This window comes from Myxococcus sp. CA056 (assembly GCF_013336715.1).
In the GTDB taxonomy this organism is placed as follows: domain Bacteria; phylum Myxococcota; class Myxococcia; order Myxococcales; family Myxococcaceae; genus Myxococcus; species Myxococcus llanfairpwllgwyngyllgogerychwyrndrobwllllantysiliogogogochensis.
This window is the reverse complement of record NZ_JABUMT010000002.1, coordinates 666,489-691,296: the sequence shown is the minus strand read 5'-3', so window position 1 is coordinate 691,296 and position 24,808 is coordinate 666,489. Positions and strand designations below refer to the sequence as shown.

Genomic DNA, 24,808 nt, shown 5'->3' with positions numbered 1-24,808 from the left:
GCCTGGAAAACGACTCAGGGCGTCACACACGCCAAGCAAAGGCAGACACACAAGTCCATTTACCCACGCCAAAGCGGACAGAACCGCGACACCCAAAAATGCGGGCGCCACGCAAGAAACCGCCCCCATGGCGTTACAAGCCCGTGCTCCATTGAGACAGGATTTTTCTGTCTCACGGCGTCACATCCGGCGGAGTGTCTCCGCCCTGGACACATCAGCCGTGAGTGTCCGTCGTGGCCGAGCCCTCGGGCCTGGGGCGGAACACGCGGAACAGGAGCGCGATGGACGGAATCACCGTGAGCGCTCCCACCCCGAGCGCGATGAGCAGCAGACGCTGCGTCGCGGGGCTCGCAGCCGCGCCTTGCAGCGTCACGTCCGGCACCACCAGATAGGGATACTGGGACGCCGCCCAGCCCAGGACGATGAGCCCGGCCTGGAAGGCCGCCGCCAGCCGCGCCCACTGGAAGCGACGCGTCCACAACAAGGCGAAGGCCGTCACCGCCGCCACCCCCGTCGCCGCATGCAACGCCAGCGCGAAGGGTGAGCGTGACAACCCCTCCCACACCCGGGGCGCGCCCTCGCGCGCGAGCAGCAACACGGCCACCGCCGCGACGAACACGGCCACCCCCGCCCCGAGCGCGCGCTTCCTGAAGTCCTCACGCAGCTCCGCTCCAGACGCCTCGTGGGTGAGGAACACCGCGGCCAGGAAGGCGAAGAGCGCCAGCGCCAGCACCCCCACCGCCCACGCGAAGGGCGACAGCCACGACGCGAAGAAGCCGCTCACCACCACCCTGCCCTCCACGCGGATGGAGCCGCTCGCCACCGCGCCCACGCACATGCCCAGCAGCAACGGCGCGACAATGCTCGCCGCGCTGAACACCAGGCCCCACTGCCGCTGCGCGGCGTCGCCCCGCATGTCGTACGTGCGGAAGGTGAAGGCCGCGCCCCGGAAGACGATGCCCAGGAGCAGCAATGTCAACGGCACATGCAGCGCCACGCTCAGCGCCGCGAAGGCGCGAGGAAACCCCGCGAACAACAACACCACACCGACAATGAGCCAGATGTGATTCACCTCCCACACCGGGCCCATGGCGTGAGCGATGAGCGCCCGCTGCTCCGCCTTGCGCGGCCCGAAGGACAAGAGGTCCCACACCCCGCCGCCGAAGTCCGCGCCCCCAAACAGCGCGTAGAGCACGAACGTCCCCGCCAACACGAAGCCCAGCACCGCGTCAGTGGACATGGGCCTCGCCTCCCTTCGCGTCAGGGCCCTTCGGCTCGCGGTCCGGCAGCGTGTCCGCCACCTGCCGCTTCAACAGCGCCACCACCACCACGCCCAGGAACACGTACACGACGGTGAACGTCCAGAACGGCGCGGCCAGGTGCGGCACCGGTGTCACCGCGTCCGCCGTGCGCATGACGCCCCGGACAATCCACGGCTGCCGCCCCCACTCGGTGACGAGCCACCCCGCCTCCAACGCCACCAGCCCGAGCGGCCCCGACACCAGCCACGCCCACATCATCTTCCGACCCGACGGCCACGCCTTCCTCCGCCACCGATACGCAAGCGTCACCAGCGCCAGCAACGCCATGGCACTGCCCGCGCCCACCATCACCTGGAAGGCGACGTGTACCTTCGCCACCGGCGGCCACGTGTCGCGTGGGAACTCGTTGAGCCCCTTCACCTCCGCGTTGGGGTCGCCAAACGCGAGGATGGACAGGCCGTTGGGGATGTCCAACGCGTGGGAGACAGTGCCCGTCTCCACGTCGGGCAGCCCGCCCAGGCGCAACGGCGCGCCGCGCTCCGTCTCGAACTGCCCCTCCATCGCCGCGAGCTTCACCGGCTGCGCCTTCGCCACGTGCTTGGCGGACAAGTCGCCCACGACGGGCTGGAGCAGCGCGGTGACACACGCGAGCGGCAGCGCCACCGACAGCGCCTTGCGATGGAAGGCCGAGCCTGGATGGCGCAGGAGCACGAAGGCGTGGATGCCCGCCATCGCGAACGCGCTCGCCTGATAGCAGGAGAGCAGCACGTGCGACGTCTGGGTGAGCCAGCCCGGACTGAACATCGCCTTCAGCGGTTCGATATCCGTGGGCCCATGCGGCGTGGCCACGAAGCCCGACGGGTCATTCATGAACACGTTGACCAGCGTGACGAAGAACGCGCTGGCCGCGCCACTCACCGCCACCATGACACCGGAGAACAGGTGCAGCCCTGGCGACACCCGCTCGCGACCGTACAGATAGATGCCCAGGAAGATGGCCTCGGTGAAGAAGGCCACACCCTCCAGGCTGAAGGGCAGCCCAATCACCTCGCCGTACTGGCCCATGAACTCCGGCCACAGCAGGCCCAGTTCGAACGACAACACCGTGCCACTCACCGCGCCCACCGCGAAGAGGATGGCCGTCCCCTTCGCCAGCTTCTGGCTCAGCTTCCGGTAGTCGGAGTCTCCGGTGCGCCGCGCCTTCCAGTCACTCAGCACCATGAGGACTGGCAACGCCACGCCCGCCGCCGCGAACACGATGTGGAACGCGAGCGACAGGCCCATCTGCGCCCGCGCATAGAGCAGGTCCGTCATGAACATCAGAATACGTTATGCACAATTGTCGCGCATTTAGAGATTCTACTTCTCCAGCGAAGCGGGGCTCGGAGCCTGACGGGCGGGCACGAGCGTCTTCACGGAGTTCTTCGCCACGGCGGTGGCCAGGGTGGTGGCGAAGATGAGGATGAGCTTGCGGCCCAGCTCGGCGCCCACGGGGCGTTGGTCCGCGCTGGAGGCCAGCTGGTCCGGGTGCGCCCAGGCCCGCTGGAGCGCCTTGCGGCGCTTCTTGCGCAGCACTTCCCCCCGGTGGCGGGAGCGGTAGATGGCCAGGCCCACGCCCGCGCCCACCAGCACCATGGCCACGGCGCCCGCGGCCACCAGCGCGCCGGTGTGCTGCTTCACCTGATAGCGGACGTCGAGGGCGCGCCCGCGCCGCCGGTCCAGCTCCTCCAACGTCAGCAGGAGCTCATCCCGGATGCGGTCCGCCGTCTGCTCCACCTGCTCGCGGTCATCCATGCCACGGGTGATGCGGTGGTCGACGTGGCGCTGACGCTCCACCAGCTCGTTGCCCCCTCGGCCGTTGCCATTCATTGCAGCGTCTCCCGCGTGAGCTGGTAGTCGAGCTTCAAGCGCTCCTGGGTGTGGGTCAGCGGCTTCTTGGGCACGCGCTTGCTGCCCAGGAAGAGCATGCCTCCGGCGATGGCGAGCAACACCACACCCACCAGCAACACGCCCAGGGCGGCGCGCAGGGGCAGGGCCAGGCCCAGCGCCACGAAGAGCACGGCCAGGGACGTGAGGGCGAGCACGGCTCCCGCGCCAATGAGGATGCCCGCGGTGCGCGCGGCCTTCAGCTCGTCGCGAAGCTCCTTCTTGGCGTGCAGCACCTCGGCGCGCACCAACAGGCGTGTCTCCGCCAGGGCATGCCGGATGAGCTCCGCCGTGGAGAGCGACTCCAGTTGGCTGCGCTCCAGGCGTTCCGATTCGAGGTCCACGGCTCACGTCTCCCGCGCTCTGAGGAGGGGGACTCCCGGGTGCGCGCCCGTCCGCTCGGCCGGCACCTGGCCCCACTCCTCCGGACAAGGTGGGCAGGGCGGACGAGCGCGCAAAGCCCGCCTGGAAGTACAGGGCCGGCCCGCCTGGTCGCCTGCCTGGAGCGTGTCGATGGGCTAACGGCGACGCTGGTGGGCCAGGGCCGTGGCCAGCGTCTCGCGGACCTGATGGGCCCGGAACAGTCGGTCCGCGGTGTCCACCAGGTTGTCCACGTACAGCACCTGCTTGCGCAGCCGCGCGGGAAGCGCGCGCGTGCCCAGGTGCGCGCCCAGCAACGCGCCCGTCAGCGCCGCCGCGACGTCCGCTTCTCCACCGCAGCGCAGCACCAGCGCCACCGCCTCGCGGAAGTCGTGGGGCACCTTCAGCGCGGCGTACAGCGACGTCAGCAGCACGGGCACCACGTGCGAGGGCAGCCCGTCCACGCCCTTCAGCTCACTGGGAGGCACGCCCACCTTGCGCAGCTGCGTCAACGCGCGCGTGGTGTCCCACGTCAGGAGCCGGGGCAGGTGCCGCACTTCCTCGGCCAGCCCCTTGTCATGCACGGCCGCCGTCAGCGACAGCTGCTCGCAGAAGGCCGCGGGCGTCAGCGGCTCCTCCTCCATGCCCAGCGCGGCCGCCTGCGCGAAGGCGGCGGCGGCGGCGGCGCAGACCGGGTCCTTGTGGGTGATGACGGTGAGCACGCCCGCGTCGTGCGGCAGACGCGCGCGCTGACCGCTCTCCAGCAGGCCCACCACCAGCGAGCGGCTGAGCACCGACGGGCAACGCGTGCCCAGGGGCGCGCCCGCGCTCATCCACGGCGTGCCGCTGGAGAGCCGCTGGAGCGACTCCGCGAGGCTGCGAGGCGGCTGGAGGATGATGCCCTCCTGCCACAGCCACGCCAGGTGCGCCGCCGCGCTGCGCCCGTCCACGCGGCCCTCGCGGATGACGCTCTCCGCCGCCGCCAGCAACAACTGCGTGTCGTCGCTGAACTGGCCCTTGGCGAACTTGCCGCGCGGCCTGGGCGCGAAGTCCTCGGCGAGCCCCGGCAGCCGCGCGAGACTCGCGGGGGGGATTCCGCGCAGCGGAAAGCCGAGCGCATCCCCAATGGCGAGCCCCACGAACGCCGCATGGAACCTGTCCTGGCGCTCAGAGGGAGTCAGCGGCATGGAGTCGAGGAGATTAACCGAGGCTCAGGGCTGGACGGACAGGGAGAAGCGCGCGAATCGCGTGAAACGCGCACGGCTTCCGGTGAAATGACACGCGTGGGGACTTGACTCGCGAAGGAGGAGGCCACTCGCGTGTTTCACGCGAGCGAATTCCACGCCATACACCAGGACGCCCGCCGTCATCACCATCCACCCTCCTTGCCTCGTGCCCCCCGCCGTCGCACGCGGGGGTGGGCTGACTACCGCAACCAGCACGCGCGCGGCAAGCCCGAGCACCCGCATGCATTCGCGCACCTGCACACGTGTCCAACTCCGGAAGCTTTCGTGCCGCCACTCACACGGAGCGCATGGCGCACGAGGAACGCGCAGGTGGCAGCATCACGCGGGAGTCGGCACACGCGCCGTCACGCGTCACGCGTCGTCGCGGCCCAGGTTGACGACGGCCTGCAAGCGCGCCAGCACCGCCTCCGCGCCCTGGTGCAGGTGTGTCCCGTCCCAGAGTGCGGGTGTGGAGTGGCCGCCATGCAGCGTCCAGTCCAGTTCGGCTTCCGCGTACACGAGGTTGCGGAACACGACGCGGTCCTCCAGCGCGTGGTCGACGATGTAACGGCGCGCCGCGGCGGAGGGCTTGTCGGCGATGCGGTGGAACAGCTCGAGCGGGGCAGAGGTCATGGCGCCGTCACGGGGAGGAAGAGGTCGGCCAGGTCCTTGCGGGAGCGGCCGACCAGGTCCGCCAGTGTGTACCGGTCCAGCACCGCGAGGAAGGCCTCCCGCGCCTCCGCCAGCACGCCCTTGAGCCCACAGGCCGGGGCGATGGGGCACGTGTTGGTTTCACGGTTGAAGCACTCCACCAGTTCGAAGTCGGGCTCGGCCGCGCGCAGCACCTTGCCCACGGAGATGTCCTTGGTGGCGCGCGCCAGCGTCACGCCTCCGGAGCGCCCGGCCTTGACCTCCACGAAGCCCTCGCCCGACAGCGTCTGCACCACCCGCACCAGGTGGTGCTTGGAGATGCCATATGCGTCCGCCAGCTCCTGCGTGGACGCGAGCCTTCCGGGGCGGGCGGCGAGGTAGAGCAGGACGCGCAGCGAGTAGTCGGCGTGGAGGGTGAGGTGCACGGTCAGCGGGCTCCGACGGCCTCCACCCTGGGGGCGCTCGGCAGGAAGGCATCCGCGTGGAGGTCCTTCAGCGAGAGCCCCGAGAGGAAGAGCTTCTTGCGCAGGGATAACACCAAATCGGAATCGCCGCAGAGCCACGCCCGGTAGCCCACGGGCTTCGGACACTCCGCGCGGATGAGCACGTCGAGCGCTCCCTCGGCCACGTCCCGGCTTCCTCCCGTCAGCACGCCAGGTCTGTAGTGGAAACCCACGTTGCGCGCGGCCAGCTCGCGCAGTTCGTCCGTGAGGTAGAGCCCCTCGGGCGTGCGCGCGCCGTGGAAGAGCCAGATGGGGCCGGTATGCCCCGCCTCCAGCGCGTCGCGCGCGATGCCGTAGAGGGGCGCCAATCCCGTGCCGGTGCCCGCCAGCAGCAGCGGCTGCTCGGGGCGACCGGGCACGTAGAAACAACTGCCCGCTGGCCCCTGCACCGCCATGGCGTCACCGACGCGCGCCTCCCGGACCAGCCAGCCGCTCATCGCGCCACCCGGCACCAGGCGCACGTGCAGCTCCAGCAGGCCCTCGCGCGGCAGGCTCGCCAGGGAGTAGCTGCGGGCCAGCCCATCCGCCCGCAACAGCGACACGTACTGCCCCGCCCGGTAATCAAAGGGCGAGTCCGTGGTCAGGCGCACGCGCAGCACGCTGGGGGACAAGAGGGACATGGACTCGATGCGCGCGGGCACGCGCAGCGCATCCGCGCCCGCCACCTCCAACTCCGCGCCGGTGACGGGCCGGCAGACACAGGCGAGGAAGTAGCCCTGCGTGCGCAGCGTGTCCTTCAGCCCCGCGCGCGCGGCCTCCGGCACGTCACCGGACAGCGCGCGCATGAGGCAGGACTGGCACGCTCCCGCGCGGCACGCGTTCGGCACGGCCACCCCCTGCCGCAGGAGCCCGTCCAGCACGCTCTCCTCGGCCTCCAGCGGATACCACCGTGACTCGTGCTTCACCCTGGCCATGGCGCGCCTTTCGTCCTTCAGCGGTTCAGCACGTCCGCGCGAGCGCCCCCGGCGATGGCGAGCACCCGCTCCACCAGCGGCGCAGGAACGTTGAGTTCCTCCAGCGTCGCGCGCAGGTGCTCCACCACCGCGTCGAAGTGCACGTCGTTCAGCCCGCGCTTCACCAGGGGCGCATGGCCGGCGCGCATGTCCTTGCCCGTGTAGTTCGAGGGCCCGCCCGTCACCATCGTCAGGAACGCCTTCTGCTTCGCGGACTGGCGCTCCATGTCCACGTCCTCGAAGAAGTGGCTGATGCGGTCGTCCGACAGCACCTTCCGGTAGAACACGTCCACCGCCGCCGCCATCGCCGGCTCTCCGCCAATCTGCTCGTAAACGCTCTTCTCCTGCGCCGCCGTGCTCATCGCGTCCGCTCCTTCCGCCCCATCCGGGCTTAAAGATGCATTTCAAATGCATCGATTCGGGCGTAAGGTCAACTACAGCAGGACAAGGAGCGCGAATCGCGGGAATCAGTCGGGGCCTCCGGGCCACCGTCGTGCGGTGGTCATGTCTCCGCGCGGAAGTTGCGGCCCATTCCCGCGCCCGTGCCGACGTAGTGGCGGAACACGTAGAGCAGGGGTTGCCAGCGCTCCACGTCGATGTGCTGCGTGCCCGGCACGGTGACGGACTCGTGCGCGTGCACGCGGGTGACGCGCAGCTCGGCGATGACGAAGGAGGGCTCGGGGGCCTCGGGCGTGGGGCTGGAGCGGCGCGCGGACAGCAGCACGGCCTCGAGCTGCAAGGGACACTCTGCGACGCGGGGTGGAGCGACGGTGTCGGAGGGCAACGGCGTGAGGCCCGCGCGCTCGAACTTGCGAGGCTCGTGCTGATAGCCCTGCGCGCGCTTCGAGTCCGGAACGGGGAAGCGGCCCGTGGTGGGCGCCAGGCGCTCGACTTGAGGCCACAGGGACGCGGAGGGCAGGTTCACCACGGCCTCGCGCGTGCGCTCCAGGTTCGCCAGGCCCTGGCCCAGCCCACCCAGTCCAAGCACCAGCCTGTCGTCGAGTGCCCACGCGGAGGACAGCGGCGTCAGGTTGGGTGAGCCGTCTTCTTGAAGGGTGCTCAGGAGCGCCACTGGCGTTCCGAAGTAGAGGATGCGGGGCGCAATCACGCGGTGTCTCGTCGGCTCGGTCATGCCCGCATCCCTAGGGCACGGGTGGCTCGAAACGCTTCGGTGCTTGCCGAGACGTCCGCGTGCCGCCCGGCCACACACGCAAGCCCCCGCCCGAGATAGTTCGGCGCGCGCCGAAACGTCCTCGTAGGCTTGGCCCTCAAGCTCTCGCCATGCCCCACCCCATCGACCTCGCCCTCACGGCTTCACTCATCGGCGACGCCACGCGCGCGGGCATGCTCTCGCGCCTCCTCGAAGGACCCGCGAGGACCGCGGGCGAGCTCGCGCGGGAAGCAGGCATCTCCCCGCAGACGGCGAGCGGACACCTCGCGAAACTCCTGGAGGGAAACCTGGTCCGCGTGGAGGTGCAGGGCCGCCACCGCTACTACCGGCTCGCGGGCCCCGATGTCGCGCGCGCCCTCGAAGCGCTCAGCCTGCTCGTCCCCACGCGCGTCGCCACCGTGCGCGTACCAGAGCCGCTGCGCTTCGCGCGCACCTGTTACGACCACCTGGCGGGCACGCTGGGCGTGGCGCTGGCAGAGGGTCTGGAGAAACGCGGCCTCTTGGAGTCCGGCGAGGACAGCTACGCCCTCACCCCGGAGGGCACGCGCTTCGTGGCAAAGTGGGGCGTGGATACACAGACACTGTCACAGGGCCGCCGCGCCTTCGCGCGCCGCTGCCTGGACTGGAGCGAGCGCCGCGCCCACGTGGGTGGGGCGCTGGGCGCCGCGCTGGCGGAGCGCCTGTTCGCGCTGCGCTGGATTGCACGCCGCCCGAGGGCCGCGGAGTGCGGCTCACCGTCGAGGGCCGGCGGGGCTTCGAGAAGTCGCTGGGGCTGTCCTGGCCGTGAGGCCCGGAGACTGACTCAGGCCCGAGCGTTCGCGGCGCCGATGCGAGCCGCCTCGCGACGCACGGTGGCCTGCTCCAGCTCGTAGCGCGCGTCCTCGGAGGACAGGCCCTTCAGGCGCTCCTGCGCCTCGGACAGGCGCTTGCGCGCGCCCTCCACGTCGATGCCGGACACGTGCTCGGCGGCGTCCGCCAGCACGAGCACCTTGTCGTTGGCCACTTCCACGAAGCCGCCCGCGACGAAGTACGCGTCACGCTTGCCCGCGTCGATGAGCGTCAGCGAGCCCGGCTCCATCAGCGACAGGAAGGGGGTGTGCCCCGGCCGCACGCCAAACAGGCCCTTGCCGCCGGGCACGATGGCCTCGTCGGCCTGCACCGACAGGATGCGCTTCTCGGGGGTGACAATCTCCACAGTCAGCTTGGCCATGAGGCTCCTCGCACTACCCAAATCAGAAATGGAGCTGCTGGGTGCTGCCACCCACCGGCTCGAACTCCACCACCCCGGCGTCCGTCAACCGAGGCCCCTTGCCGGGGATGCCGAGCGTGCCCTCCAGCCACTTCAAGTGGTGGGTCATCTGGCGCACCTCGGTGAGCTGCCGCGCGGGGACCAGGTCCGTCAGCCGCCGCTCCAGGACTCGCTGACCGTCGCGGCCATACTGCCCCGCCACCAGCACGTTCGTGGCCCAGCCCGGAGGTCCCTTGGGCTTCTTCGCCTTGCCCCGCTTCGGCGCCGGCTCCGGCTTCGTCTTCCCCTTCTCAACCAGGGGCCACACCACCCAGACGCGCTCGCCGTCGTTGGAGACGAAGTAGTAGTCGTCCACCGTCCCCAGGCACTGCTCCAGCTGCCAGACGGGTCCGCTCTCCTTCGTCACCTCGAGCCGGCACTTGCCCGGGCCCGCGTCCACCATGCGCACGCTGTACAAGCCGTTGGCGCTCACCCGGGCCCGTCCCTTTCGCTCCTCCGCCAGGGCGGGGAGCGACAGAACACAGAGGAACAGGGCGAGCGCCGCGTGACGCATGGTCACCTCGGAAAGCGGGTTTGAACCGAGTCTACGCCGCCTGCTTGATCGCGTTCTCGACGACTTCGCTGATGGTGCCCGCCATGTAGAAGGCGCCCTCGGGGATTTCGTCGTGCTTGCCCTCGGCGATCTCCTTGAAGCCCTGGATGGTGTCCTGGAGCTTCACGTACCGGCCTTCCTTGCCGGTGAAGACCTGGGCGACGAAGAACGGCTGGGACAGGAACTTCTGAATCTTGCGGGCGCGCGCCACCACCAGCTTGTCGTCCTCGGAGAGCTCGTCCATGCCGAGGATGGCGATGATGTCCTGCAGCTCCTTGTACCGCTGGAGGATGCCCTGGACCTTGCGGGCCACCGCGTAGTGCTCCTGGCCGATGATGCCCGGGTCCAGGATGCGGCTGGTGGAGTCGAGCGGGTCCACGGCGGGGAAGATGGCGAGCTCCGCGATGGAGCGGTTGAGCACCGTCGTCGCGTCCAGGTGGGCGAACGCGGTGGCGGGCGCCGGGTCCGTCAGGTCGTCGGCGGGCACGTAGATGGCCTGCACCGAGGTGATGGAGCCCTTGGTGGTGGAGGTGATGCGCTCCTGCAGGCTGCCCATCTCCGTGGCGAGCGTGGGCTGGTAACCCACGGCGCTGGGGATGCGGCCCAGGAGGGCGGACACTTCCGAGCCGGCCTGGGTGAAGCGGAAGATGTTGTCCACGAAGAGGAGCACGTCACGGCCCTCCACGTCGCGGAAGTACTCCGCCATGGTCAGCGCGGAGAGGGCCACGCGGGCGCGGGCACCAGGCGGCTCGTTCATCTGGCCGTACACGAGGACGGCCTGGCTGGCCTCCAGGTTGTCGGTCTTGATGACGCCCGTGTCCTGCATCTCGTGGTACAGGTCGTTGCCCTCGCGGGTGCGCTCGCCCACGCCGGCGAACACGGAGAAGCCGCCGCGCTCGATGGCGACGTTGCGGATGAGCTCCTGCAGGAGCACCGTCTTGCCCACGCCGGCGCCGCCGAACAGGCCAATCTTGCCGCCACGGGTGTAGGGGGCGAGCAGGTCGATGACCTTGATGCCGGTCTCGAACATCTGCACGCGCACGTCCTGCTCCGTGAACGCGGGGGGCGCGCGGTGGATGGGCCAGTACTCCTGCGCCTTCACCGGGCCCATCTCATCCACCGGCTCACCGGTGACGTTCAGGATGCGGCCCAGGGTGGCCTTGCCGACCGGAACCTGGATGGGGCCGCCCGTGTTGCGAACGGCAGTGCCACGCGCCAGACCCTCGGTGGAGTCCATGGCGATGGTGCGCACCGTGTTCTCGCCCAGGTGCTGCGCCACTTCCAGGGTGAGGTTCTCCTGCTCCGGCCCCAGGTTCGCGTTCGTCACCTTGAGGGCGACGTAGACCTCGGGAAGACCGCCCGGCGGGAACTCGACGTCGACCACGGGGCCGAGAACCTGGATGATTTTGCCTGCCGTAGGAACTTGAGCGCTCATGGGATGTCGTCTGCCTCGTGAGGGGGAGCGGCCGGCGCCGTGCCCGTCATCAAATTTCGGCCCGGATATGAGGGCGGTGCCCCTTTACCGGGGGCCTCCCCCAGAATCAAGCCTCCCGGGGACCTGACCGGTAAGTCCCGCTTAGCGGATCCACGCCCCCGGCGCCAACCCCCCGGCTACTTCCCGTCCACCTGGTAGACGAGCGGCAGGTTGCCCTTCGAGCCGCCGCCCACGACGACGACCTTGGCGTTGGGGCTGGAGGCGAGCTTCTCCGTGGCCTCGATGCCCTTGAAGCGCAGGTACTCCTCGGTGAGCCCCTGGCGGACGATGTTCTGGTACTTGGCGATGCCCTCGGCTTCGATCTGCCGGCGCTCGGCCTCCTGGCGCTCCTTGTCCAGGGTGAAGCGCATCTTCTGGCTGCGCTGCTCCTCGGCGAGCTTGTCCGCGATGGCCTCCCGGATGGCGGCCGGCAGCGTGACGTCCCGGACGAGGATGGCCTCCACGACGACGTGCTTGCCCTGCAGGGCCCGCGTCACCTCGTCCTGGATCTCCTTTTCAATCTGCTCGCGCTTGGTGGAGTAGATCTCCTCTGGCGCGTAGCGACCGAACACCTTGCGCGCCTCCGAGCGGGCGATGGGGGCGATGAGGATGTCCGCGTAGCGGGGGCCCGTCTGCGTGTGCAGTTCGAAGAGCTTCGCCGGGTCCACCCGGTAGCGCACGCTGGAGTCCACCTTCAGGTCCAGGCCGTTGTTGGACAGCACGCTCAGCTCGTCCTTCATCTCCTGGACGCGCAAATCGTAGGTGATGAGCGACTTGCCCGGCCTGAGCACATGCAGCCCTTCCCCATAGGGCTCACGCTGGGTGCCGCTGCCGAACGAGTCAAAGCCGATGCCCCCGTGGCCGCTGGACACCGTCTCGCACGCACACCCACTGATGCACAGCAGTCCCAGCACCACCCACAGTCGCTGCTTCACGCGGCCCTCCTCGCGCGAGCCCTCACGCGCTCGGGGAGACCCTTAAACGCGAAGGGCCCGCACCCAAAAATGGGGCGGGCCCGAGGCTTGCGCGACAGGAGGCGGGAGCTACTTGAGCGCCTCGGCGCCGGAGACGATTTCCATCAGCTCCTTGGTGATGACCGCCTGACGGGTGCGGTTGTAGGTGAGCGTCAGGCTGGAAATCATGTCCGAGGCGTTGGAGGTGGCGTTCTCCATGGCGCTCATGCGGGCGCCGTGCTCGCTGGCGACGCTCTCCAACAGGGCGCGGTAGACCTTGATGTTGACGGCCTGGGGGACCAACCGGTCCAGCACCGCCTGGCGGTCCGGCTCGTACTTGAAGTCCACCATCGCGGTGGCGCCCTCGGAGGGAGGCGCTTCGGCGCCGAGCGTCTGCAGCGGCAGCAGCTGGGCGACGACGACCTTCTGGTTAATCGCGCTGATGAACTCGTTGTAGACGATGTGGACCGCGTCCACCTCGCCGTTGAGGAAGCTGGCGACGAGCTCCTCGGCCACTTCCGCGGCGGCGCGGTAGTTCAGCCGCTGGTACAGCCCACCGAAGTCCTTGCGGATGGTCTGGTTGCGGTTGCGGAAGAAGTCGTTGCCCTTGCGGCCCACCGTGGAGACCTGGATGCGCTCCAGCGCGGTGTTCTCGTAGATGAAGCGGTTGGCGCGGCGGGTGATGTTGGAGTTGAAGCCGCCCGCGAGGCCGCGGTCCGACGTCAGCGTCACCAGCTCCACGCGCTTGACCGGGCGGGCCACCAGCAGCGGATGGGTGAGGTTGTCGTCACCGGAGCGCGCCGTCAGGTCCGAGATGATCTGGTCCAGCATCGACGCGTACGGACGGGCGGCGAGGATGGCGTCCTGCGCCTTTCGCAGCTTCGCGGCGGAGACCATCTTCATGGCCTTGGTGATCTGCCGCGTGTTCTTCACCGAGCGGATGCGCTTGCGAATGTCGCGAAGGGACGCCATGGGACGGAGGACTCCTGTGGGACGTTCTGCCCAGGTGCGCCCGGGTGGGAGCAAGGCAGTCTGACGGCGGGGCCCCCTATATAAGCGGGCCGCAAGCCGGTCAACGGCAGTCCTGCCGGGGCTTTCCGGACACGTGGCCCGGGGGCTGCCGGGCGGGCGACCCCGGGGCTGTCGGAGGTGAGCAGACCCCTTACCTTCCAGGGCATGGCCTCAGCCGTCGCCGCCGGTGGTGGACCCCTGCTCATCGTCGAGGACGACGTGGATATCCGCGAGGCGCTCCAGACCTACCTGGAGCTCCAGGGCTACGAGGTCCGCGTCGCGGGCGACGGCCGGGAGGCGCTGGCGCACCTGGCGGCCCTGCCCCCTCCCTCGCTCATCCTGCTGGACATGGGGCTGCCGGTCCTGGACGGCCACCGGGTGCTGACGGCGCGCGGGACGGACCCGGCGCTCGCGCGGGTGCCGGTGGTCATCCTGTCGGCGGAGACGGCGGACATGAGCCCCCGCGACAGGGCGGTGTACGCGGCGAGCCAGGGCGTGGCGGCCTTCCTGCCCAAACCGGTGGACCCCAAGCGGCTCCTGGAGACGCTGCGGCGGCTGTTGCCAGGGCTGGCCGCCCCCCAGGCGGACGCACCGGTTTGACGCGGGAGGTCCACACGGGGCTTTGCGAGGGCGGTCGGCCGTAACACAATGGCGCCTGGTGCGGTGGTTCCTGGGTCCATGAAGCCAACCCGAGCGAGCGGTATCTGGGCGCGCAGGGCCCTCTTCCTCCTGCTCGCGGGCACGGTGGGCCTGCTCGTCACCTCGTACCTCGTGCGGGTGAGCTACGAGGAGCGCATCGTGTCCCTGGCGCAGGCGCCCACGGCGCCGGTGGCGCTCGTCTTCGGCGCGGGGCTGGCGCCGGGCGCGGTGCCCTCTCCGGTGCTCGCCCAGCGGTTGGACATGGCGATGGCGCTGTGGCGCGAGGGCAAGGTGCGCGCGGTGCTGGTGAGCGGGGACGAGGTGCAGCCCTTCCACCACGAGACGCGGGCCATGCGGCGCTACCTCCTGGAGCGCGGCGTACCGGAGTCCGCGGTGCTGGGCGACGAGGCGGGGCTGTCCACCTACGACAGCTGCCTGCGGGCGCGCGGCGTGTTCGGGGCGAGTCAGGCGTTGCTCGTCACCCAGCGCTTCCATCTGCCTCGGGCGCTGTTCATCGCCAACTCGGTGGGCATCGACGCGTGGGGCGTGGCGGCGGACGAGGGGCGGTCGACACCCTGGCGCTACACCGTGCGCGAGACGCTGTCGCGCGTGCTGGCGCTGGGCATGGTGCTGCTGAAGGTGGAGCCCGTCTACCCGACGGGCCGCGCGGCGTTCCCGAAGGGCTGAGCCGCCGAACCCGGCAGGCGGGCGGGCGGCGCGAATTGCGGCGGCCCGCGTGGGTTCTCATTGTTGAGGTACGGCGGTTCAGCCCACCCCGCTTGAGCGAGGAGACACCATGCGATTCAAGAAGCTCGGTTCGGAGGACGTGGGCGAGTCCACTTCGTTGCGTCACGTGAACCAGGACACCGGTGAGGAGGAGATCAACATCTCCGACCAGGACCTGGCGGCGACTCCCCCGTTGGAGGAGGAGCCGGACTTCCGAGACATCCTGCCGGATCAGATTCACGAGTTCCGCCGGGGCGACGAGGAGGCGGAGGAAGTGGAGCTGACGGCCCAGCCCGAGGAGCGCTTGCGCCCCGCGCGCAGGGACCAGCTCCCGGAGAGCTAGCGCTTCGGCGCCCACCGGTTGGAAGGTCGAGGCCGGACTGATGAGGTCCGGCCCGCCCGCGCCCACCGGGATTTCGCGCGGACTCAGGGCTCGCGCAGAGCGCTTCCGCCCGCGAACTTCTCCTGCCACGTCTGGAAGATGCCCAGAATCTCCCTCAGGTTCGAGGCTCCACCAAACCCCTCGAAGACGTCAGCGCGCACTCGGCAGCGGACCCAATCCTCGTCCGTTCGATCAATCGTCACTTCCTCGAAGACGACCCCCGACAACTCCGTCTGGATCAGATCGATATGGATTGACCACCCTGGATTATCGAGGTTCTCAATCCGAACACCGTACTGGTGCTCCCACTCTCCATTGGAGTGATTGGCAAGCCAGGCTTCCAGCGCGCGTAGAGCATCCATCGTCATTTTCTCCTCCCAGGAGTTCGTTTGACGATGAGGAACGGCGAGACCTCGTCAGGCTGACATTGACGGTCTTCTTGCATCGCGCCGCGAGGCGGCCCCTCCTCGAACAAAGGGGCCGCGCATGGACGCGTCGAGGGCCTACTTCCTCGACTTGGCCTTCTTGACGGCGCCCTTCTTGGCTGCCGCCTTCTTCGCTGGAGCTTTCCCCGCGACGACCTTTTTGCCCCCCGCCTTCTGGGTGGCGACCTTCTTCGCGGGGGCCTTCTTCGCGGCTGACTTCACAGGCGCCTTCTTCGCAGCCGACTTCTTCGCGGTGGGCTTCGCAGGAGACTTCTTCGCGGTGCCCTTCTTCGCGGCTGACTTCGCAGGGGACTTCTTCGCTGCGGCCTTCGTCGCGGCAGGCTTCGCAGGCGCCTTCTTCGCGACGGGCGTCGCAGCCGTCTTCTTCACGGGGGCATTCTTCAAGGCGGGCGTCGCAGCCGTCTTCTTCACGGGGGCATTCTTCAAGGAGGGCGTCGCAGCAGCCTTCTTCGAGGAGGGCGTCCCAGCGACCTTCTTCGCAGCGGGCGTCGCAGCAGCATTCTTCGCAGCGGCCTTCGTCGCGGAGGGCGTCGCGGCGGCCTTCGTCGCGGCGGCCTTCGTCGCGGAGGGCGTCGCGGCGGCCTTCGTCGCGGCGGCCTTCTTCACGGCGGCCTTGCTTGCGGTGCTGGGCGCGCCAACCGCTGGCGTATCGGCCTTCTTCACGATGGCTTCACGGGGCTTCGTCGCCGTATCCACCTTCGCCGCCGGAGCCACAGCCGACTTCTTCGCCGCCGCCTCCGCGAGCAGCGCCGGCACATCGCTCGTCGCGGGTGCCAACGCCAGTGGCGTGGCCACCTTCTTCGCCTTGGCCTTCTTCGCTGTCGGTTCCGCCTGGGGCGCGCTCACCGGCTTTGCCTCAGCGGGCGTCGCGGCCACCTGGGGCTTCGCCTTCTTCGCGGCGGGCTCGGCAGGAGCCTTCGGTGCCTCGGCCGCCTTCTTCTTGGGCGCCTCCTTCTTCTCGGGCCCCAGCTCCTTGCGCAGCGCCTCCTGCATCGTCGGACGCACGAAGAGTTCCACCTGCTTCACCGCCACCTTCGACGGAGCCTTCCTCCCACCGCCGTCCTTCGTGCCAGCCTTTCCGAATCCGGCGGTCTCGGCGCCCTTCCGGCCTCGTGACGCGTCGTCGTCGTACTCGTAGGCCAGCTCGCGCTGAGCGCCCTCGTCCTCCTCCTCTTCGGCCTCGACGAGCACCTCCTGCGTGACGGACTCCTCCTCCGTCTCCTCTTCGTCGTCCACCCCGACGCCAGAGAGCGCGCCCTGGAGCACCGCGTTCAGCGCGCGCGCGAAAGTGCGCTCACCGAAGCTCTCGACCTCCGCAGGAGGCACGAGCACGTCGAGCATCTCCTTCAGCGTGCGGTACAGCCGCATCTCGCGCTTCTCGCCCTCCCAGGTGCCGAAAATCCATTCCTCGTCACCCAGCGCCTGGACCCAACCCGGCAGGGGTCCACCACCATCGCCCTGCTCCACCATGGCCGACTTGCGCGCGGAGAACAGGTGCCGGTGGGCACCCTTCATTCCAATGCGCCACACACCCGCCGCCGGAAGGCCCTCCAGCTTCAGCCGCGTCTTCTCCAACACGCTCGCGGAGCCCTCGGGCCCGTGCAGCGGGAAGAGATTCACGTCCCCGTGAAACTCGCCCCCGTTGAAGGACAGGTACAGGTGGCCGAGGTCCTCGGGGAATGGAACGCCACACTCCGTCTCCGCCCACCGGACCTCATCCGCGGACACACCCGATGACGCTGCCTTCGCCGACTTCCGCAGTGCCTGCAACCACTCGTGCATGACCCCTCCACGACACAACCATTGCCACAACCTTACGGCGGCTGTGCGTCCCGCGCAGTGCGCCTGTTGGGCTTTTGATGGCCCCCCGCACGGAATGATCCAGCCCCCGAGGTAGGGCCACCCGAGCCCTCCCCGGGACCTATCACGACAACGCCGGGCCAGGGCTCCATCCATCCCCTTGCTCGGGAGGAGGACCCGCCACCGACCCAGAAGGGCCCGGGCCTCGCGCCCCCTCCGCTCCAGGCCAGACAGGCCTCTTTCCGCTGATCCACGACCGCGCGGAACGGGTTCCCCGGGGACCCGCCACCCGGGCCGAGCCCGGCTTGAAGCCGGCAGAGCGACCCGTTAGGCAAGGGGCATGGCACATCCCGTGAGCTATGAGGGGACGGCGGAGAACTTCGACCAGCTGGTCATGGAGCCGAAGGGCGAGCTGGTGGTGGTGGACTTCTGGGGTGACGGCTGCCCGAACTGCGAAATCTACGCGGCGGCCGAGCCCATGCTCCTCTCGGAGCTGGACGGCGCACCGATGCGCGTCGTGAAAGTGAACGCATACCAGCACGAGACGCTGGCCCACCGCTTCGGCCTCTACGGCATCCCCACGTTCCTGCTGTTCCGCGAGGGGAAGCTCATCGGGAAGATGAGCCAGTACTACGGCAAGGAATACTGGCTCGGCGTCGTCCGCGACCACCTGCCGACGGCGTAGCACTCCAGGGCGCCGTGCTCAGCCCACCTGGGTGAGCCGACCGCCCTCCGGCGGACTCGCGGCGGACACCACGGCATCGGCGGCGCGGCGCGTGTTGGCCTCGATGGCGACCTGACACAGCGCCGTCTGCGCCTGGAGCTGGAGGACGAAGGCCCGCGACCTCGCCGAGCGGACCCCCAGCGCCATCCCGATGAAGCCGAGGACCACGGCCCCTATCGGCCCGCTCTTCATCGCCGCGTCGAGCACCGCGCCAGCGACTCCTCCTCCGACAAAACCAGCCAGGCCCCACGCGAAGACCATGCCTCGTGCCTGGTCATAGAGCGCCTGCGCATGGGCGCGAATGATTTCCGGGTCGTATCTGACAGTCATTGCTTCCCCACGGGTCGAGACCTGCGAATGCAGGCCCCTGGAAAGCTTCCACAAGACTCCCGGGAGGGACCTACCTCCCCAGGGGTATGGACAGCAGCGCGTCCATCCTTCGGGGCAACGAGGTTGATGTGGGGCAGGGCCGTTACAACCATGAACCCTCGCGGTGGCAGGGCACGAGGGGGACGGACATGACGAAGCATCGATGGGGGCAAATACTTACGCATCTGGCCTGCATGACATGGCTATGCGGCGGCGCGCTGGGTTGCGGCACGGGCCAGCCCGATGCATACGAGGACGGCGCATCGTCGGACAGGGTGGGGACTCAGACCGCGAGGCAGGCACCCATCTTCACGGAAGACCTCTTCTACGACCACTGTCCGAGGGGGACGCAGGCGCAAGGTCCCACCATCCATGTCGCGAAGACCGGCCCACGAGACCCCACGAAGCCTCTGGGGTCCAACGAGAATCCCTACTCCACCATCATGGCGGCGGTGAAGGTCGCCCGGCCGGGAAACGTCATCGTGGTGAGAGCAGGTGACTACAACGAGCAGGTCGCCATCACCGCTCCGAAGGGGGCTCGACCAGGCACCGCCGACGCTCCCATCGTCCTGAGGGGTGAGCAGGCCGCGCGTCCTCGCATCCTGCCAGCGGCCACCAACGTCGGCAGCCTGGTCATGGTGAGCCAGCCGTACTGGATCGTCCAGTTCTTCGAGGTGGACGTCCAAAGCAGACCGTCGTTCGCCGTGCTCTTCGAGACCAACACGACCTGCTCCCAACTCCGCGACTCGAAGTTGCACGGAGGCCGGGCCGGCGGCGGCGTCATCGCCAGCTACGCGGAGTTCGTCCTCTTCGACCACAACGAGATCTACGACTTCTCCAAGACGAACACGGACTCGCACGGCGTGGCGATCCGAGGCGTGTCCCGCAACATCTTCATCGTGGAGAACGACATCCACGACGTTTCGGGCGACGGGGTGCAGTGTCAGCCGAATGGCGGCCGGCCCGCCATCATCCTCGTCGAGAGGAATCGACTGCATGCCACGGGGGAGAACGGCGTCGACGTCAAGGCCTGCGATGACCTCCTGCTGCACAGGAACATCATCTACGACCTCCCGAACATCACCCGCTTTCCCTGGCAGGCGAACACGTCCGCCGCCGAAGGCGTGCTGATTCACGAGGACGCGACGAACATCCAGATTCTGGACAATGAAATCTACCAAGCGGGCCGGGGCATCTCCATTGGCGGGAACAACGTCATCGACCATCCCACCAACGTGCTGATTGAAAGCAACTACATCCACGACATCTACAACTACGCGTCGCGCACCAATGGACAGGGCATCCGCATCGTGAAGGGTGAAGGGGTACACATCATCAGCAACACCATCGAGCGGACCGCCGACGCGGGACTCCGACTCGCAGCGGACGAACCCAACGTCGTGTTTGGCCTCATTGTCTATGACAACGTCCTGCGCGACATGCGGCTGTTCGTGCGCCTGGGGCGGCCGGAGCACCGGCCCGGCATGGGAATGGACCGCAACCGCTATTTGGGACCCATTGGAGTCTTCACCCTCTCAGGTGCCCTGTGGGAGGGGACCCATGCCCAGTGGCTCAGCGCACTGGCCCCCTCCCACCTGGACCAGTTCTCAGTGAGAGTCCTCGTGCCCTCACGGGCAATCACCGAGCCAGGGCTCACGGAAGCACCCTCCCCGAGGTCGACGCCCGCGCCGTAGCGGGTTACCGCATCACACGCACCCCGCCGGAAGGAGCCACAGGGCTTCCGGCGGAGCCGTGCGTTCGCATTGGGCGCGGCGCGGCATGCGGGAATCCCTATCCATGACCCATCACCATGGACGGACCCCATGCAACTCATTGACTCCGGCAACCACTTACATGCATGACATATTGCCTTCGCCGGAACTCCGTGGCTTACTGGCTTTGCGTCTGATGGGCTCTTCCGAACCCAGACGCCAAAGAAAGCGGAGACAATCATGTTCATCGCAGGACTGCGGCGTTGTGCGCTGTTGGCTGGAATCGTGGCATTGACCGCGTGCGGAGGTCCGCTCCCGGAGGAGCAGGCTCCCGTCGAGGCCACGCCCGGCGAGGAAATCAGTATGGAGGCCGTGACCGAGGGCGGCGAGGTCGAGGCCATGGCCTGCAATCTCGTCAAAGAGCCCTGTTCGCCCAACCTTCGGACCTGTGGCATCCGCTGCTGCGATGGAACCCTCATCCGGGCTCCGAACACGGCATGCGGCGACTGCGAGCCCCTTGCAAACGAAGTCTGCCTCTTTCGCGGCGGCCCATGGCACCTCCGCTGGACGGACCAGTAAGGGACGCGGCGCACGAACGGACTCTGTCCATTCGTGCGGCGGGCACTCCATCGAAAAGTCATTGACTCAACCAATGACTCTCATTCTTCAACTCATCGCCCGCCAACAGGCGGCCGCGAACCGTCTTCCCTTACCCTGAGTGGAACGACTCCGGCCTGACTGAAATCCGTATTACTTTGAACTCCGGGGCGAAGACCCCCGCCGCTGCTTTGTCCTGGCGGTGGGGGCCTTCTCTCGTCTGGAGCGTCGCGCCCACTTTCCCTATCCTCGGGGCTCATTCAACGAGGAGCACGCTGTTGGCCCGTATCGCATTCGTCGTGGTGGAGCCGTTCGCCGACTGGGAGCCCGCGCTGCTGGCGGCGGGGGCGCGCGAGGACTTCGGTGACAAGGTGTCGTGGTTGTCGCCAGGGGGACGTCCGGTTTCATCGATTGGCGGAATGACCATCCAGGTCCACGGCGCGCTCGAGGACTTCTCTCCCAACCAGGCCGATGCGCTCGTGCTGATTGGGTCCTCGCTCTGGATGACGCCCGAGAGCCCCGACCTCACGCCCGTGCTCCGGCGCGCGGCGGACGCGGGCCTCGTCGTCGCCGGAATCTGCGGTGCGACGCTCGCGCTGGCCCGGGCCGGCCTGCTCGATGACCGCGCACACACCAGCAACGCCCTCGACTTCCTCCAGCAACACGTCCCGGCCTACAACGGCGCCGCGCACTATCGACCCGGGCCGCGCGCGGTGCGCGACGGACGCGTCATCACCGCGTCCGGCTCGGCGCCCGCGAGCTTCGCCCTGGAAGTGCTCGGCGCCCTGCATCCCGAGGCCACCCAGCCCCTGGCCGAGTTCCTCACGGAGTTCGGGCGCGAGCACCAGCCCACCTGAGCCTTCGCGCCCTCGGTGCGAGCCCAGGGCGCCCCTCACGTGTGCTTCAATGACGGGAGCGCCAGTCCTCCCGCCGCCCCTCGAGGCAGACGATGAACCTCATCGAGCCCGTCATCTTCACCGCTGCGGCCCTCTTCGGAGTGGCGGGTGCCGTGTGGGGCATCACTTCGGCCCCCATCTGGGGACTCGAGGGCTTCGTCGGCGCCGCCGTGCGTGGGCTCGGTGGCTTCGTCGGCGGATTCATCGGAGGGGGCATCTCTTTCGCCGCGGTGCTCTTCGCCCTGGGTGCCCTGCTCGTCCTCAGGGACAAGGCACGCCAGACGCGCTCGGGCGGGCCGAACCCGCCTCCCACTCCCTGAAGTCGGACATGGGAGTAGACGTCGCCCACGTCGACTCCTGCTTTTCCGGGCAACGCCCGTGCCGACAGCCACCGAGCAGACGAAACGCCCTTGCGGCCCTTGGCCCTTCATTCCGGGCGACCTACTCTCGGAAGCAGTCCCATGGCTTCCGACCCCTACCGCGTCAATCCGGACGACCCGCGCGCGCCTCCCCAGGAGGTGTGGGAGCAGCTGACGCCCGAAGAGCGGGCCCAAATCGTCGACAGCCTTCCCTCCGAGTTCCCCGTCTCGCAGACGCACCCTCCCGAGGGTGACCCCCACTACGAGGCCAAGTCGCGAACGAGGGAGGTGCTCGGGAGCTTCTTCTCTCGCATCGGCCGCAAGGTGTACCTGGCTTGCGAGCTGCCCGTGTACTACCCGGGCGAGTCGATGTTCGCCCCGGACGTCATCGCAGTGGTGGACGTCGAGTCCCGTTCCCGCATGCGATGGATGGTGAGCGCGGAGGGAAAAGGCCTGGACCTGGCCCTGGAAGTCATTGTCGCGGGGGAGCGACGCAAGGACCTGGAGCGCAATGTGGAGCGCTTCGCCCGCCTCGGAATCCGCGAGTACTTCGTCTTCGACCGGGGCCGGCTGCGGCTCAGTGGATGGAGGCTCGAGGAGGGACGCCGTGCCTACCGTCCCATCCTGCCCCAGCATGGGTTCTACCGCTCGGAGGTGCTCGGCCTGGAGCTCCAGGTGGACGACGAGCGCCTTCGCTTCTACGTCGGCGGCGCGGCACTTCCTGAAGCCCAGGAGATGATTTCCCGCCTCGAGCACATGATGGAGCGCGTCGAGGCAAGCCACACGGACCTGGAGCATCAACTCACCGAAGAGATGCGCCTGCGTGCGGAGGAGTCTCGCCTGCGCGCGGAGGAAACCCAGCGCCGCGAGGACGCCGAGCGTCGACTGGCAGAGGCACTCGCCGAGTTGGAGCGACTGCGCGGCAAGCGGGACTGAGCCCCTCGCCTCAGGTCTGATAGCCGCGCGCCTGCAAGCGGAACAGGTGCGCGTAGCGCCCATCCTTCGCCATCAGCGCGTCATGACTGCCCAGTTCGTCCACGCCGCCGTTGTGCAGCACGGCGATCTGGTCCGCCATCCGCACCGTGGAGAAGCGGTGCGAAATCACTATCGCCATCCGGTCCGCCGCCAGCGCCTGGAAGCGCTCGAACAACGCGTGCTCCGCCTCCGCGTCGATGCTCGCCGTGGGCTCATCCAGAATCAGTACCTCCGCGTCGTCCCGCATGAACGCTCGCGCCACCGCCAGCTTCTGCCACTGCCCCGCCGACAGCTCCTGCCCCTTCTCGAACCACCCGCCCAGCATCGTGTCGTACTGGCTCGGCAGCGTCTCAATCACCCCGCTCGCCCCACCCTGCTCCGCCGCCTTCACGATGCGACCCCGGTCCTCCAGCGCCGGCACGTGCCCCAACCCGATGTTCTCCGCCACGTTGAACTGATAGCGCACGAAGTCCTGGAACACCGCCCCGAAGCGGCTGCGCAAATCCCCCACGTCCATGTCCCGGATGTCCACGCCCCCGTAGAGGATGACCCCCTCCGTCGGCTCGTACAGCCGCAACAGCAGCTTCAACAACGTGCTCTTCCCCGCCCCGTTCTCCCCCACCAGCGCCAGCTTCTGTCCCGGCCGCAGCGTCAACGACACATGCCTGAGCGCCCACGCCTCCTTCCCCGGATAGCGGAAGGACACGTCGCGCAACTCGATGTCGTTGGTCGGCCCGCGCGTCGGTGACTTCGCCGGCGACACCCGGGGCGACTCGCTGCCCGTCGGAATCTCCAGGTACGTGAAGAGATTGCTCATGAAGAGCGCGTCCTCGTACATGGAGCCCACGCTCGTCAGGATGCCCTGGAACGCCGCCTGCCCCTGCCGGAACACCCCCAGGTACAACACCATGTCGCCCACGGTGATGGCCCCGTCCGCCGCCCGCCCCGCCACGAACAGATAGCAGCCGTAGAAGGCCGCCAGCGACAACACGCCCAAACCCAGACCCCACCCCATCCGCTTGAAGGCCAGCGCGCGGTCCTCCGCGAAGAACTTCCGGAACAGCTCCCGGTAGCGCCCCAGCACCAGCTCCCCCAACCCGAAGAGCTTCACTTCCTTCACGTGACTGTCGCGCGTGAGGATCCACTCCAGGTAGTTCAGCTTGCGCCCCTCCGGCGCACGCCACGAGTAGAGCCGGAAGCCCGCCATCGCCAGCCGCGCCTCCGCGATGAACGCCGGAACCGACGCCACCACCAACACGACGACGCTCCACGGCGACAACGCAATCAACAGCGCCGCGAAGGTGGACAACGTAATCGCGTTGCGGACGATGGAGAACGCCTGCATCACCAGCGACAGCGGACGACTGCTCGCCTCGCGCCGCGCGTTCTGCATCTTGTCGTAGGTGTCCGAGTCCTCGAAGTGCTGAAGCTCCAGCTCCAGCGCCTTCTGGAGAATCCGCTCGTTGAGCAGGTTGCCCAGGTTCGCGCGCAACAACTCCCGCGTCAGCGTCAGCCCCCGCTCCACCACCGCGGAGCCGAGCATCAGCCCGAACTCCAGCCCCACCAGGCCATAGACGCGCGAGTGCGCCTCCGCCGAGCCCTGCGCGGACGCCACCACCGCGTCCACAATCAGCTTGCCCACCCAGGCGATGCCCGCCGGCAACACCGCCGCCACCAGCGTCAGCGCCCCCAGCAGCACCGCCCCCTGGGGGCTCGCCCGCCAGAAGAGCTGGAACGTGCCGGGGAGCTGCCGGAACAGGCTCCCGGCGCCCTTCAGGCGGTCTTTGAGGGAGGTCTTCGCGGGGGGCGTGGCATCAAGAGAACGAGGAGACACAGGGCGAGTTCATAACGC

29 protein-coding genes are annotated in these 24,808 nt (G+C 68.6%); 10 read left to right on the top strand and 19 right to left on the bottom strand.

The window, feature by feature from the left end:
* Positions 1-214: 214 nt before the first annotated feature.
* The 10 genes from HUA76_RS10495 to HUA76_RS10450 all read right to left on the bottom strand — a co-directional run bounded on the left by HUA76_RS10495 (position 215) and on the right by HUA76_RS10450 (position 7,989).
* The gene (locus HUA76_RS10495) at positions 215-1,240 is read right to left on the bottom strand and encodes a cytochrome d ubiquinol oxidase subunit II (RefSeq protein WP_174460755.1); all 1,026 of its coding nucleotides are present in this window, start codon (positions 1,238-1,240) and stop codon (positions 215-217) included.
* The gene (locus tag HUA76_RS10490) at positions 1,230-2,576 is read right to left on the bottom strand and encodes a cytochrome ubiquinol oxidase subunit I (protein ID WP_305794229.1); all 1,347 of its coding nucleotides are present in this window, start codon (positions 2,574-2,576) and stop codon (positions 1,230-1,232) included. Before HUA76_RS10490 ends, HUA76_RS10495 begins: the two co-directional genes overlap by 11 nt.
* Positions 2,577-2,621: 45 nt before the next feature.
* Positions 2,622-3,131 (bottom strand): hypothetical protein, encoded by a 510-nt coding sequence (locus HUA76_RS10485; protein WP_174460753.1) that lies wholly within the window; start codon positions 3,129-3,131, stop codon positions 2,622-2,624.
* Positions 3,128-3,532, bottom strand: coding sequence for a phage holin family protein (locus HUA76_RS10480; RefSeq protein ID WP_141643359.1), 405 nt, complete (start codon positions 3,530-3,532; stop codon positions 3,128-3,130). Before HUA76_RS10480 ends, HUA76_RS10485 begins: the two co-directional genes overlap by 4 nt.
* Before the next feature lie 174 nt (positions 3,533-3,706).
* The gene (locus HUA76_RS10475) at positions 3,707-4,735 is read right to left on the bottom strand and encodes an ADP-ribosylglycohydrolase family protein (RefSeq protein ID WP_141643358.1); all 1,029 of its coding nucleotides are present in this window, start codon (positions 4,733-4,735) and stop codon (positions 3,707-3,709) included.
* Positions 4,736-5,146: 411 nt separating this feature from the next.
* Entirely contained in the window at positions 5,147-5,407 is a 261-nt protein-coding gene (locus HUA76_RS10470) for a hypothetical protein (RefSeq protein ID WP_174453959.1), read from the bottom strand.
* Positions 5,404-5,850 (bottom strand): Rrf2 family transcriptional regulator, encoded by a 447-nt coding sequence (locus tag HUA76_RS10465; protein WP_141643356.1) that lies wholly within the window; start codon positions 5,848-5,850, stop codon positions 5,404-5,406. The genes HUA76_RS10470 and HUA76_RS10465 overlap by 4 nt, the downstream gene beginning before the upstream one ends.
* A gap of 2 nt (positions 5,851-5,852) precedes the next feature.
* Positions 5,853-6,842: an FAD-binding oxidoreductase gene (locus HUA76_RS10460; RefSeq protein ID WP_174460752.1), complete on the bottom strand. Its 990-nt coding sequence runs from the start codon at positions 6,840-6,842 to the stop codon at positions 5,853-5,855.
* Positions 6,843-6,859: 17 nt separating this feature from the next.
* Positions 6,860-7,243, bottom strand: a complete 384-nt coding sequence (locus tag HUA76_RS10455) for a group 1 truncated hemoglobin (protein WP_141643354.1) — start codon at positions 7,241-7,243, stop codon at positions 6,860-6,862.
* A 140-nt stretch (positions 7,244-7,383) separates the two neighbouring features.
* Positions 7,384-7,989 (bottom strand): flavin reductase family protein, encoded by a 606-nt coding sequence (locus HUA76_RS10450; protein WP_246137229.1) that lies wholly within the window; start codon positions 7,987-7,989, stop codon positions 7,384-7,386.
* 173 nt (positions 7,990-8,162) lie between these two features.
* Here HUA76_RS10450 and HUA76_RS10445 point away from each other — a divergent pair, with 173 nt between their 5' ends.
* A complete protein-coding gene (locus HUA76_RS10445) occupies positions 8,163-8,924 on the top strand; it encodes a helix-turn-helix transcriptional regulator (RefSeq protein ID WP_217439523.1) in 762 nt (253 codons plus the stop codon).
* Here HUA76_RS10445 and HUA76_RS10440 read toward each other — a convergent pair.
* The 5 genes from HUA76_RS10440 to atpG form a co-directional block, all read right to left on the bottom strand.
* Positions 8,855-9,262, bottom strand: coding sequence for a F0F1 ATP synthase subunit epsilon (locus HUA76_RS10440; protein ID WP_141643351.1), 408 nt, complete (start codon positions 9,260-9,262; stop codon positions 8,855-8,857). The genes HUA76_RS10445 and HUA76_RS10440 overlap by 70 nt on opposite strands.
* A gap of 22 nt (positions 9,263-9,284) precedes the next feature.
* Entirely contained in the window at positions 9,285-9,854 is a 570-nt protein-coding gene (locus HUA76_RS10435; protein ID WP_174453956.1) for a hypothetical protein, read from the bottom strand.
* A gap of 31 nt (positions 9,855-9,885) precedes the next feature.
* Entirely contained in the window at positions 9,886-11,328 is a 1,443-nt protein-coding gene (atpD, locus tag HUA76_RS10430) for a F0F1 ATP synthase subunit beta (protein ID WP_174453955.1), read from the bottom strand.
* Positions 11,329-11,504: 176 nt separating this feature from the next.
* On the bottom strand, positions 11,505-12,302 hold the full coding sequence (locus HUA76_RS10425) for a prohibitin family protein (RefSeq protein WP_174453954.1): 798 nt from the start codon (positions 12,300-12,302) through the stop codon (positions 11,505-11,507).
* A 108-nt stretch (positions 12,303-12,410) separates the two neighbouring features.
* Entirely contained in the window at positions 12,411-13,292 is an 882-nt protein-coding gene (atpG, locus tag HUA76_RS10420) for an ATP synthase F1 subunit gamma (RefSeq protein ID WP_174453953.1), read from the bottom strand.
* 204 nt (positions 13,293-13,496) lie between these two features.
* Here atpG and HUA76_RS10415 point away from each other — a divergent pair, with 204 nt between their 5' ends.
* From HUA76_RS10415 to HUA76_RS10405, 3 genes are all read left to right on the top strand, one after another.
* The gene (locus HUA76_RS10415) at positions 13,497-13,931 is read left to right on the top strand and encodes a response regulator (RefSeq protein ID WP_174460751.1); all 435 of its coding nucleotides are present in this window, start codon (positions 13,497-13,499) and stop codon (positions 13,929-13,931) included.
* Positions 13,932-14,009: 78 nt separating this feature from the next.
* Positions 14,010-14,657, top strand: coding sequence for a vancomycin high temperature exclusion protein (locus HUA76_RS10410; protein WP_174453952.1), 648 nt, complete (start codon positions 14,010-14,012; stop codon positions 14,655-14,657).
* A 109-nt stretch (positions 14,658-14,766) separates the two neighbouring features.
* On the top strand, positions 14,767-15,039 hold the full coding sequence (locus tag HUA76_RS10405) for a hypothetical protein (RefSeq protein WP_141643344.1): 273 nt from the start codon (positions 14,767-14,769) through the stop codon (positions 15,037-15,039).
* Positions 15,040-15,122: 83 nt separating this feature from the next.
* Here HUA76_RS10405 and HUA76_RS10400 read toward each other — a convergent pair whose 3' ends face one another.
* The gene (locus tag HUA76_RS10400) at positions 15,123-15,446 is read right to left on the bottom strand and encodes an immunity 53 family protein (protein ID WP_217439521.1); all 324 of its coding nucleotides are present in this window, start codon (positions 15,444-15,446) and stop codon (positions 15,123-15,125) included.
* Positions 15,447-15,581: 135 nt separating this feature from the next.
* Positions 15,582-17,306, bottom strand: coding sequence for an SMI1/KNR4 family protein (locus tag HUA76_RS46265; protein WP_174460750.1), 1,725 nt, complete (start codon positions 17,304-17,306; stop codon positions 15,582-15,584).
* A gap of 358 nt (positions 17,307-17,664) precedes the next feature.
* On the opposite strand from HUA76_RS46265, the gene HUA76_RS10390 reads away from it, so the two are divergent.
* Positions 17,665-18,009: a co-chaperone YbbN gene (locus HUA76_RS10390; protein WP_141643341.1), complete on the top strand. Its 345-nt coding sequence runs from the start codon at positions 17,665-17,667 to the stop codon at positions 18,007-18,009.
* Positions 18,010-18,027: 18 nt separating this feature from the next.
* Here HUA76_RS10390 and HUA76_RS10385 read toward each other — a convergent pair whose 3' ends face one another.
* A complete protein-coding gene (locus tag HUA76_RS10385) occupies positions 18,028-18,378 on the bottom strand; it encodes a hypothetical protein (RefSeq protein ID WP_141643340.1) in 351 nt (116 codons plus the stop codon).
* Between the two features lie 188 nt (positions 18,379-18,566).
* On the opposite strand from HUA76_RS10385, the gene HUA76_RS10380 reads away from it, so the two are divergent.
* The 5 genes from HUA76_RS10380 to HUA76_RS10360 all read left to right on the top strand — a co-directional run bounded on the left by HUA76_RS10380 (position 18,567) and on the right by HUA76_RS10360 (position 22,917).
* The gene (locus HUA76_RS10380) at positions 18,567-20,111 is read left to right on the top strand and encodes a right-handed parallel beta-helix repeat-containing protein (protein ID WP_217439520.1); all 1,545 of its coding nucleotides are present in this window, start codon (positions 18,567-18,569) and stop codon (positions 20,109-20,111) included.
* Positions 20,112-20,369: 258 nt separating this feature from the next.
* Positions 20,370-20,708: a hypothetical protein gene (locus HUA76_RS10375; protein WP_174460749.1), complete on the top strand. Its 339-nt coding sequence runs from the start codon at positions 20,370-20,372 to the stop codon at positions 20,706-20,708.
* Positions 20,709-21,004: 296 nt separating this feature from the next.
* Positions 21,005-21,583: a type 1 glutamine amidotransferase family protein gene (locus tag HUA76_RS10370; protein WP_174460748.1), complete on the top strand. Its 579-nt coding sequence runs from the start codon at positions 21,005-21,007 to the stop codon at positions 21,581-21,583.
* A 92-nt stretch (positions 21,584-21,675) separates the two neighbouring features.
* Positions 21,676-21,942 (top strand): hypothetical protein, encoded by a 267-nt coding sequence (locus HUA76_RS10365; protein ID WP_174460747.1) that lies wholly within the window; start codon positions 21,676-21,678, stop codon positions 21,940-21,942.
* Positions 21,943-22,083: 141 nt separating this feature from the next.
* Positions 22,084-22,917: a Uma2 family endonuclease gene (locus tag HUA76_RS10360; protein WP_174460746.1), complete on the top strand. Its 834-nt coding sequence runs from the start codon at positions 22,084-22,086 to the stop codon at positions 22,915-22,917.
* A gap of 10 nt (positions 22,918-22,927) precedes the next feature.
* Here HUA76_RS10360 and HUA76_RS10355 read toward each other — a convergent pair whose 3' ends face one another.
* A complete protein-coding gene (locus HUA76_RS10355) occupies positions 22,928-24,790 on the bottom strand; it encodes an ABC transporter ATP-binding protein (RefSeq protein WP_174460745.1) in 1,863 nt (620 codons plus the stop codon).
* Positions 24,791-24,808: the final 18 nt, after the last annotated feature.

What these genes read in the sequence shown, in the direction of transcription:
- HUA76_RS10495 (WP_174460755.1), bottom strand. Translation starts at nt 1,240, where the DNA reads ATGTCCACTGACGCGGTGCTGGGCTTCGTGTTGGCGGGGACGTTCGTG.
- HUA76_RS10490 (WP_305794229.1), bottom strand. Translation starts at nt 2,576, where the DNA reads ATGACGGACCTGCTCTATGCGCGGGCGCAGATGGGCCTGTCGCTCGCG.
- HUA76_RS10485 (WP_174460753.1), bottom strand. Translation starts at nt 3,131, where the DNA reads ATGAATGGCAACGGCCGAGGGGGCAACGAGCTGGTGGAGCGTCAGCGC.
- HUA76_RS10475 (WP_141643358.1), bottom strand. Translation starts at nt 4,735, where the DNA reads ATGCCGCTGACTCCCTCTGAGCGCCAGGACAGGTTCCATGCGGCGTTC.
- HUA76_RS10470 (WP_174453959.1), bottom strand. Translation starts at nt 5,407, where the DNA reads ATGACCTCTGCCCCGCTCGAGCTGTTCCACCGCATCGCCGACAAGCCC.
- HUA76_RS10460 (WP_174460752.1), bottom strand. Translation starts at nt 6,842, where the DNA reads ATGGCCAGGGTGAAGCACGAGTCACGGTGGTATCCGCTGGAGGCCGAG.
- HUA76_RS10455 (WP_141643354.1), bottom strand. Translation starts at nt 7,243, where the DNA reads ATGAGCACGGCGGCGCAGGAGAAGAGCGTTTACGAGCAGATTGGCGGA.
- HUA76_RS10445 (WP_217439523.1), top strand. Translation starts at nt 8,163, where the DNA reads ATGCCCCACCCCATCGACCTCGCCCTCACGGCTTCACTCATCGGCGAC.
- HUA76_RS10440 (WP_141643351.1), bottom strand. Translation starts at nt 9,262, where the DNA reads ATGGCCAAGCTGACTGTGGAGATTGTCACCCCCGAGAAGCGCATCCTG.
- HUA76_RS10435 (WP_174453956.1), bottom strand. Translation starts at nt 9,854, where the DNA reads ATGCGTCACGCGGCGCTCGCCCTGTTCCTCTGTGTTCTGTCGCTCCCC.
- atpD (WP_174453955.1), bottom strand. Translation starts at nt 11,328, where the DNA reads ATGAGCGCTCAAGTTCCTACGGCAGGCAAAATCATCCAGGTTCTCGGC.
- atpG (WP_174453953.1), bottom strand. Translation starts at nt 13,292, where the DNA reads ATGGCGTCCCTTCGCGACATTCGCAAGCGCATCCGCTCGGTGAAGAAC.
- HUA76_RS10415 (WP_174460751.1), top strand. Translation starts at nt 13,497, where the DNA reads ATGGCCTCAGCCGTCGCCGCCGGTGGTGGACCCCTGCTCATCGTCGAG.
- HUA76_RS10410 (WP_174453952.1), top strand. Translation starts at nt 14,010, where the DNA reads ATGAAGCCAACCCGAGCGAGCGGTATCTGGGCGCGCAGGGCCCTCTTC.
- HUA76_RS10405 (WP_141643344.1), top strand. Translation starts at nt 14,767, where the DNA reads ATGCGATTCAAGAAGCTCGGTTCGGAGGACGTGGGCGAGTCCACTTCG.
- HUA76_RS10400 (WP_217439521.1), bottom strand. Translation starts at nt 15,446, where the DNA reads ATGACGATGGATGCTCTACGCGCGCTGGAAGCCTGGCTTGCCAATCAC.
- HUA76_RS46265 (WP_174460750.1), bottom strand. Translation starts at nt 17,306, where the DNA reads ATGCACGAGTGGTTGCAGGCACTGCGGAAGTCGGCGAAGGCAGCGTCA.
- HUA76_RS10390 (WP_141643341.1), top strand. Translation starts at nt 17,665, where the DNA reads ATGGCACATCCCGTGAGCTATGAGGGGACGGCGGAGAACTTCGACCAG.
- HUA76_RS10385 (WP_141643340.1), bottom strand. Translation starts at nt 18,378, where the DNA reads ATGACTGTCAGATACGACCCGGAAATCATTCGCGCCCATGCGCAGGCG.
- HUA76_RS10380 (WP_217439520.1), top strand. Translation starts at nt 18,567, where the DNA reads ATGACGAAGCATCGATGGGGGCAAATACTTACGCATCTGGCCTGCATG.
- HUA76_RS10375 (WP_174460749.1), top strand. Translation starts at nt 20,370, where the DNA reads ATGTTCATCGCAGGACTGCGGCGTTGTGCGCTGTTGGCTGGAATCGTG.
- HUA76_RS10365 (WP_174460747.1), top strand. Translation starts at nt 21,676, where the DNA reads ATGAACCTCATCGAGCCCGTCATCTTCACCGCTGCGGCCCTCTTCGGA.
- HUA76_RS10360 (WP_174460746.1), top strand. Translation starts at nt 22,084, where the DNA reads ATGGCTTCCGACCCCTACCGCGTCAATCCGGACGACCCGCGCGCGCCT.